This window comes from Hydrocoleum sp. CS-953 (genome assembly GCF_002260545.1).
Taxonomy (GTDB): Bacteria; Cyanobacteriota; Cyanobacteriia; order Cyanobacteriales; family Microcoleaceae; genus Trichodesmium.
Genome location: NZ_LGSU01001050.1, coordinates 1 through 6339 on the forward strand (window position 1 = coordinate 1; position 6339 = coordinate 6339).

Consider the following 6339-nt stretch of genomic DNA (forward strand, 5'->3'; position numbering starts at 1 on the left):
CATAGTCAGGCAGCCAATTTATGAAATATTTTCCAGTAAATGTTTCTCGACTAAATAAGTTTTTTACTAGATATCTTGCCACTGTTCAAATATATAATGATTGAGTGGAAACTAGAGTTTGATATTCATCATATTTACCTCCTTAATAAATATCACTGCCACAAATATATTTATATTTAAACTTCTGGTTCGACAAAAATAACTTTCTCACTAACTAACTTCCATAACATGGGTGTAATATCAATTTTCCACTCATAGTCAGGTAGCCAATTTCTCAAATATTTTCCAGTAAATGTTTCTCGACTAAATAAGTTTTAACTAGATATCTTGCCACTGGTCGAATATATAATTCTTGAGTGGAAACTAGAGTTTGATATTCATCATATCCACCTCCTTAATAAATATCACTGCCACAAATCTATTTATATTTGAACTCCTGGTTCGACAAAAATAACTTTTTCATTGACTAACTTCCATAACATGGGCATAATATCTATTTCCCAGTCATAGTCCGGCAGCCAATTTATGACATCTTTTCCAGTAAATGTTTCTCGACTAAATAAATTTTTTACTAAATATTCTGGCACTCCTCTAATAGATACTTCTTTACCAGAAACTAAAATTTTATATCCATCCTCATCAGCCATTTGTAAAATTTTTAATCGTTGAAACTGAGAAACTTTAAACTTAGTTTTAACACCATTACAAAAAATATTAAATCCAGCTTGATATGGTAAATTATATGCCTCAACAGGTTTTCCTAAACCATCCAAATAATTATTATATTCTTCACTAAGATTATGATTATTTATATACCCTTCTAAGTCTTGAATTAAATTTTCTACACCGACATTAAATGAAGTCTCATCTATTCTTAAAGGTAGACTTTTTCTCCACTCTTCTCTGCTTTGTAATTGACCAACTAACCATTCCAATAAATCGACACCTGTTCGACAATGAATACCTAAAGTAAGATGAATAGATGGTTCTTCTTTTGTCACTGCATAATGCCAATGTCCGCGAGGTATATAAAGTACATCTCCTGGATATAAAATACAACTTAAATATGCTTCTTCTTCGGGTGGTGTAAAAGAGGATGATTTTTGGTTTGGTAATGGATATTTGAATGTGTCAGTATAGACATACCATTCCTTACTTCCTTCGACTTGTAAAATAAATACATCGTGAGTATCGTAGTGCTTAGAAAATCCTTTTTTACTAGACCAAGAACAATAAGCATTGACTTGAGTTGGGTATCCTAATTCATAGGTAAGTTTTGAAGCAAATAGAGCAACTTCTGGAATTCTTTTATGAATTTGGTCTAGAATTAAGGTTGCACCTTTCTGACACCATTCGGTAAGATTTCTATTTTCCTTTGCCTCCAGAACTTTTCCATCAAATGCAAGGCGCAGATCTGGATATTCTATTTGATGAAAGTTCAATAGATGGTTGAGTTTGTCCCACGAAAATAAGTCTGTAAAATTTTTGTGTCCTTTACTAGAGATAGCGATCGCTTTCCTAGTCCAGTTATTGGCTAAAAATTCTTCTTGGTCTAATGGTTGTATTAGATGTGTTAGACATGACATAATCAAGAATTTTTTCTATTAATTTTTGAGATTTATAGGACAATACAGTTAAGTTAAGGATTTTTTCTAGCATATTCATAGATGTGTAAAAGCTTATCTTTACTTTGTCTATTACATGAATTTGTTCTTAACTGAACCTTATTGATTCATATATGGGTTTATTCAGGAATTCTTAATTTTTTTTTATTAACAGATACCTCAATTAATAGAGATACTCGGTTGCTATAAGCAAGTAATTATTTTGACTTTTTGTCTGTTGCCTTAAATAAATCTCAAAACTACTACTATTATTACTTTTATCTAATTACTTAGACTTTTATCTTCTGAGATTTGTATGTCAGTATATTGAAATACCTGAACAAAATTATTGACAAATTCGATCCTTATTGAATGATGATTTCAGCAAAATATTTGTGTAATTAATTCTGTTTACCTGATTAATAGATAAAGGGGGAAAGCTTTTACCATTATATTTTCAATTGTCACCTGTTCAGACTTACATGGTTAGTTAAGATAAGAATAATAGGTAACTCTTAACCCCTTAAATATTTTAAGAGAAACATTTAAGTGTTTAAATGTTTAATTCCTACTGATGACGGTCGCCACCATCTGAGTCAAAGTGACGGTCGCCACCATCTGAGTCAAAGTTGCGGTCGCCACCATCTGAATCAAAATTTAATCCTGTTTCCCAGTTTTTGCCTACTGAATTTTGTAGAATATCTTTTACCTCTACCTGAATTTTACTAGGTTGAGCTTGCTGAACGTCAAATTCTTTTGACATACTAATATCTCCTATTTGAACTAGATTTGTCTTAAATAACTTCCTAAAACTGAAGTTGAGAATTAGTATATATTAAATTCCTTGATTTATGCAATAGTTGAGAATTTTTTTTAATTATTTGGGATAATTATAGTTTATAGGTAAGAGTTGGTCAAAATACCCAATACTAAGTTTTACCGATTTTTGCTACTAACTTTGGTCGTAATTAGGGTTTGCTTATGGAAGTCTTTTTGTTGAGGTAGGGACTAGGGAATAGGGAATAGGTAGGGACGTTTTGCTAACGCAAAGCTCCGCTTTATATGTCGCGCAGCGTTAAGGTTTGCGGAGCATTCCGGAACGGAAAGTTTTGCGTTAGCTAAACGCTGTGCGACATGTTTGCGGAGCATTCCGGAACGGAAAACGCATTTTTGCCGGTGCAACGTCCGTACAGAATCAAGAGAAATTGGAGGAGAGTAATAAGGTGGCCTTTAAGAATCGCCCATTGATTTTTCTGCAGAGCGTTACTCCAAAATGGTCACTTTTTCAACTCGCTTCAACCAAAAAGCTGGTACTTTTACCCGACTAAAAATTGCTCAAACCTTTATTCATCAATACTTTGATATTTAATCAGCCAGCCCTAATTAGAAGTGAGCTGTCAAGAATGAAAAAGTTAATAAAGATAAAGCTTACTCAAATTAATACTTAAATGTATGTCAAGTATTGTTTGAAAAAATATATTTGTCAAATTTCTAGCTATTAGGCATAATAAAAATCTTTACTTTTTTATATACTATTTTTGATACTCAAGTCAAATAAAGCATATAGTCATTCTGAATAAGACTGGGATAAGTGTTTCTTTACCTAGAAAGGGTTTCAGGTAAAAAAGTGTTTCATCCTTATTTGAAATGACTTTTTTTAGAATAAAAAAGGAATGAGAAAAATATGGAACTAAGAATTAGGCACTGGTAAATTAGAGACAACCCTCATATTTAATATTTCTATATTGCTAAATCAATATTGCTAAATCAAGGTCTCCCCTAAGTAATCAAACAGTCTAATTTAGGAGTATTTTCTGAAACTGCTATTATCAAAATCATTGGGTATAAAACCCCGCCTTTGAAGGGTAAATGTTTTTGGATGGTTGCTCGAATTCCCTTTACAAAAAAATTATTAGTTCGTTAATTATGCTTGCTTTATACTTAATTATAGATAATTTATTGTGCATTTAAACCACTTATCGTTTGGTAAATATTTAAACTAAAACCCTTATTAATTCTGATTTTGCGCCTTCTAAATTTTGACTTTCTAATGCGCATTAGGTTACTTAATAATACAGTTAAACTTGGTAACGTTTTAGAGAATTGGTATTTTTTTATATAAATTCTTATGTATAACTTATCAAAAAATTTTGAGAAAGCATTTATCCACTCAATGAAGGTAGGAAGTTAACAATGCCAGGAAAAATAATAATCAGCACTAAAACCAATAACTGAAGTAGAATAAACTGAATAGCACCTCTATATATTTCACCAGTAGTAACTTCTGAAGGTGCTACACCCCGCAAGTAAAACAGGGCAAAACCAAAAGGAGGCGTTAAAAAAGATGCTTGAAGATTAGCCCCTAATATCACACCATACCAAACTAAGTCAATACCAAGTTGTTGAGCAACAGGTACAAATAAAGGTACAACAATAAAAGCAATCTCAAAAAAGTCAATAAAAAATCCCAGGAAAAAAACTATTGCCATACTGACAACCAAAAAACCAGTCGTACCACCAGGAAGATTAGAAAGTAAATCAAACATAAAGCGATCGCCTTCCACCCCCCGAAAAACCAAACTAAAAGCAGTTGAACCCAAAAGTATAAACATCACCATAGTAGTTGTGCGGAGAGTCACGTCACATACCCTTCTTAAACCAGTCCAACTAAATTTACCTTTAACAATAGCAAGAGCGATCGCTCCCACACATCCCACAGCACCAGCTTCTGTAGGTGTAGCAACACCAAAAAATATACTACCCAACACCAATAAAATTAAGAGTAATGGTGGAATCATTACAGTTAGCACCCTGATACCTAGATTTTTTCCACCAATTTCTCGTACCTCTGGTGGTAAAGCAGGAGCTAAATCTGGTCGTATAAAAGAAACAATCAAAACATGAAGAGCAAAAGTCCCTGCCATTATTAGACCAGGTAAAATAGAACCAATAAACAGATCCCCAACAGAAATACCCAGTTGATCTGCCAATACCACCAAAACCACACTAGGGGGAATAATCTGACCTAAAGTCCCCGATGCCACAATTACACCTGTAGCCAACTCTTTATTATACCCATACCGCAACATAATAGGTAAAGAAATTAACCCCATTGCCACTACCGTAGCAGCAACCACACCAGTAGTAGCAGCTAAAAGAGCGCCCACAATAACAACAGCTAGAGCCAAACCACCTCTAACTCGACCAAACAATATTCCCATTGTTTCCAGCAGTTGTTCTGCAATGCCAGATTTTTCCAACATTGCCCCCATAAAAATAAAGTAGGGTATAGCCAACAAAGTATAGTTAGCCATAATACCAAAAATTCTTTGGGGCATTGCAGTTAGAAATATAGGGTCAAAAACTCCCAAAGCAATACCTATTACACCAAAGATTATTGCTACTCCACCTAGGGAAAAAGCTACAGGATAACCAAAGGAAAGTAGTACCAATGCTCCTGCAAACATTGATGGACCAATCAATTCCGATTCAAAACTCAGACTCATGAGGCTCCTGATAGGGGGCTAATTTACCTGTAAAGACCGCAAAATTTTTAATAGCTTCAGAAATTCCTTGAAGAAATAATAATACGAAGCTAACTATAATCATTGTTTTAATTGGGTAACGGGGTAATCCACCAGGGTCAGGAGAACTCTCAAGGATAGCCCAGGAATTTAAAACAGCACCCCAGGAAACTATCACTACAATAATGCTGAAGGGTATTAAAAACAATATTGTACCAATTAGGTTAGCTAGAGCTTTTCTTTTAGGACTCCACTTAGTATAAAAAATGTCTACACGAACGTGTTCATTATGTTTGAGAGTATAAGCTCCACCTAGGAGAAAAACCAGGTCAAAAATATACCACTGAATTTCTATCAAAGCATTAGAAGTTAAATTTTGACCAATGCTCCTACCTAGATAGCGTCCAATTACATTCCAAACACCGACTAAGACCATTAGTATGACTAACCCATAGGTTAGACGTCCAATTAGCTCATTCAAATCATCAATTATCCGGGACAGACGTAGGAGTATTTGCAATAGTCCTTCTCCTATAACTTGAAAATCAAGATAGTGGACATTTGGTTATGCCTCACTTAACTTTATCTCTCATCAGAATAACCTGTGGAGCATAAGCACTTACAAATCCATATCTAACATCTAAAAGCTTAAAGAAAAAAGGGACATATTGTTGAATAATTTTTATGGCTGCAAAATTTTTTTTGATGATTTCCTAAACTCCTAAAAGCTTGCTGGAAAAGACTTTGGGCTTTAGCAATGAGACATACAAATCCTGTTTTCAGAAAAAAATTGAGAAAAGGGGTTGACACATCAAGATAGAGTTGCTAGATTAGTAAATGTGCCGGAGAGAGAGCCGAACACAAACGACTCTCAAACCAACACCTGAACCTAGACAACTCAATAGTTTGAAAGTTTAACAGCACTACTTCTATTAAGTCCTTGTTATAAACAAATTATTTAGGACAAAGATAAATAGTTCTGAGTCCTAAGATACATACAAAAGATTTCCAAGTCAAGAGATTTGGAGAAAAAAAGTCAAACACATCATGGAGAGTTTGATCTTGGCTCAGGATGAACGCTGGCGGTCTGCTTAACACATGCAAGTCGAACGGAGTCCTTCGGGACTTAGTGGCGGACGGGTGAGTAACGCGTGAGAATCTGCCTTCAGGTCTGGGACAACAGAAGGAAACTTCTGCTAATCCCGGATGAG

General features: G+C 34.3%; 4 protein-coding genes and 1 rRNA gene. 1 reads left to right on the forward strand and 4 read right to left on the reverse strand.

The annotated features are described in order from the left end of the window. Window positions 1-422: 422 nt before the first annotated feature. The 4 genes from AFK68_RS15430 to AFK68_RS15445 form a co-directional block, all read right to left on the reverse strand. Complete coding sequence (locus AFK68_RS15430) at window positions 423-1586, reverse strand: cupin domain-containing protein (protein ID WP_094673557.1); 1164 nt, start codon at window positions 1584-1586, stop codon at window positions 423-425. 586 nt (window positions 1587-2172) lie between these two features. Continuing rightward, window positions 2173-2367, reverse strand: a complete 195-nt coding sequence (locus AFK68_RS15435) for a hypothetical protein (RefSeq protein ID WP_094673558.1) — start codon at window positions 2365-2367, stop codon at window positions 2173-2175. Between the two features lie 1399 nt (window positions 2368-3766). Continuing rightward, window positions 3767-5110: a TRAP transporter large permease subunit gene (locus AFK68_RS15440; RefSeq protein ID WP_094673559.1), complete on the reverse strand. Its 1344-nt coding sequence runs from the start codon at window positions 5108-5110 to the stop codon at window positions 3767-3769. Next, entirely contained in the window at window positions 5094-5648 is a 555-nt protein-coding gene (locus AFK68_RS15445) for a TRAP transporter small permease subunit (protein WP_094673560.1), read from the reverse strand. Before AFK68_RS15445 ends, AFK68_RS15440 begins: the two co-directional genes overlap by 17 nt. Window positions 5649-6172: 524 nt before the next feature. Here AFK68_RS15445 and AFK68_RS15450 point away from each other — a divergent pair. Beyond that, window positions 6173-6339, forward strand: a 16S ribosomal RNA gene (locus AFK68_RS15450); the annotation flags it as partial.

What these genes read in the sequence shown, in the direction of transcription:
- AFK68_RS15430 (WP_094673557.1), bottom strand. Translation starts at nt 1,586, where the DNA reads ATGTCATGTCTAACACATCTAATACAACCATTAGACCAAGAAGAATTT.
- AFK68_RS15435 (WP_094673558.1), bottom strand. Translation starts at nt 2,367, where the DNA reads ATGTCAAAAGAATTTGACGTTCAGCAAGCTCAACCTAGTAAAATTCAG.
- AFK68_RS15440 (WP_094673559.1), bottom strand. Translation starts at nt 5,110, where the DNA reads ATGAGTCTGAGTTTTGAATCGGAATTGATTGGTCCATCAATGTTTGCA.